Origin of the sequence: Sulfitobacter sediminilitoris, assembly GCF_010667575.1 — a bacterium.
Lineage (GTDB): Bacteria > Pseudomonadota > Alphaproteobacteria > Rhodobacterales > Rhodobacteraceae > Sulfitobacter > Sulfitobacter sediminilitoris.
In genome coordinates, this window is sequence record NZ_JAABNT010000065.1 from 1 (window position 1) to 1,924 (window position 1,924).

The 1,924-nt window shown below is 56.5% G+C and carries 3 protein-coding genes; 2 read left to right on the forward strand and 1 reads right to left on the reverse strand.

The window, feature by feature from the left end; genetic code table 11:
- Nucleotides 1–221, reverse strand: a 221-nt coding sequence (locus GV827_RS23080) for a transposase zinc-binding domain-containing protein (protein ID WP_204326065.1), incomplete at its 3' end; no start/stop codon positions are given.
- A 92-nt stretch (nt 222–313) separates the two neighbouring features.
- Between GV827_RS23080 and GV827_RS23085 the strand changes: the two genes are divergently transcribed.
- Nucleotides 314–916, forward strand: coding sequence for a hypothetical protein (locus GV827_RS23085; protein ID WP_164356662.1), 603 nt, complete (start codon nt 314–316; stop codon nt 914–916).
- An 80-nt stretch (nt 917–996) separates the two neighbouring features.
- Nucleotides 997–1,548, forward strand: coding sequence for a hypothetical protein (locus GV827_RS23090; RefSeq protein ID WP_164356663.1), 552 nt, complete (start codon nt 997–999; stop codon nt 1,546–1,548).
- Nucleotides 1,549–1,924 lie beyond the last annotated feature (376 nt).

Below are 1,924 nucleotides of genomic sequence, written 5' to 3' on the forward strand. Positions count from 1 at the left end.
CACTTCGGGCAATGCCGGTTGCGACAAGAGTTGTAGGCGATGTGCTGATGATCACACTTGGTGCAAGCGGCAACATGGCCACCGAGTACCGCGGTCCGGCACGTCTCAACCGCGGACATCACCTGCAACTGCGGCAGGTTCAGGTGGCCCGCATGCGCTTTGCGATAGGCAGGGCCATGAGCGCGGAAGATATCCGCGTCCTCCAGTTTGGGGCGGGGCATCGGAACCGGGGATTATCCGGCGCCAGCCTCCTGTCGCACCAGCAGATCGAGCGGGCTGGTCACATCGCGGATCGTCTTGGTCGCTACCCGCAATGGCAGATGCCACGCAGACCGCTTACGAATTATTTTCCGTAATTGCTTACTTGATGCGTTGGTCTTTTTCGATTTGGTCCGAGCGGCTATGGTGTTCGGACAGGCAGATTAGGTGCGCTATGAAACCGGCAGTTCGGATTACTTTGTTGACTTTAACTGCATGGATATTCTGCGCCTGTCTTGCGCAGGCAGACGGCGCACTCGATGGGCGTGTATTCATAGGTATGATAGGGCCCGAAGAAAACCCTGATCTTGAAGACAGCCTGCATTTCAGCGACGGACACTTCTGGTCCGATATCTGCACCCGCTGTGGATTTGCGCCGGGCCGTTACGTGTCTGAAAAAACGGATGAAGGCGTGCGCTTCTCAGGCGTTCTCGAAAGCGACGATCGCGGATATTTCAAATACGACGGCCTTGTCCGCGACAACGGCGCAATCACAGTTTCCATCCGCTGGGAACGCAAACGCTGGTACTGGACGTCAAACCGGGACATCGCTTTTCGGGGGTCCCAAACGCCCTCTGCTCATCCGTCTCTGGCTGAAGCTCGAATCGAGATGCAGGACTTCGATCCGACCGAGAACCCATTGTGCGCGCGCTTTTGAAGCGCCTTTGGGCCGCTCGGCGCGCAATTGCGCTTTACGCTACCCTTCTCGCTGCAGGCTGGATCGCGGGAGAAACCCTGTTGAGCGTCACCATCCCTGAGATGCGGCCAATGAACGAGCCTTTGATCCACAAGCTGGTTATGGGGTCTCTGATCCTGTTTGTAGTGACTGCTGCTATCCCCTTTGTACCGGGTGCAGAGATCGGGTTCGCTTTGTTGCTGATGTTTGGAGGCAAGGCATCCCCCATCGTATATGCTGGCATGGTCGGCGCACTTATTTTGTCGTTTAGTATTGGCCGCTTCGTGCCGCTTCCCCTGCTCGCGAGGCTTTCATACTGGTTAAGGCTGAGGCGCACCGCCAGCTTTGTCGACGCCTTGGCCAAAACGCCCCGACACGACCGCGCAGAGATGATCTCGGAAAAGCTCAACAGTCGCCTCAGCCATGTCGCTGTCAGGAATCGATACGTCGTCTTGGCTCTCCTGCTGAACCTGCCGGGAAACTCAGTCATTGGTGGCGGAGGCGGCCTCGCGTTCATGGCGGGCTTGTCCGGAATCTACAGTTTTTGGGCTTTTCTGATCACCGTACTGATCGCTGTCGCACCTTTTCCTTTAATGTTTATGGTCCTGGAGTAGTAGCTCCGTTTCAGTGCAAACGGAGACTTCGTAAGCGGGGCATTCCTTAGAAGTTGTATCAGCGAACGGCCGGTGTCCGCTCTTGAGACATTTTCTGCAGCTTCACCCATTGAACGTTAAGGTCTCGTCTCGGTCATCTGAGTCTTTCTGTCGGATGACCGATTGGCCACCGTCAGCGGTCACTCATGGCAAGCCAGCGCCGCGGCAACGTCAGCTTTTGCATTGCACCGACCCATCTTACCAACACCGGCTCTCTGTTTGCGTAAGTGTCAAGCGCGGGTTTCTCGGTCATTCGGGGACCTGGTTCTCTACGAAGTCGGCAGTGCCGCTTCCTGATGGCGTCCGGGAGCTGATCGGCCAAAATGTCATTCGCGGA

Bases quoted from the DNA above. Each gene is read 5' to 3' on its own strand.
- GV827_RS23085 (WP_164356662.1), top strand. From the start codon at position 314: ATGGCAGATGCCACGCAGACCGCTTACGAATTATTTTCCGTAATTGCT.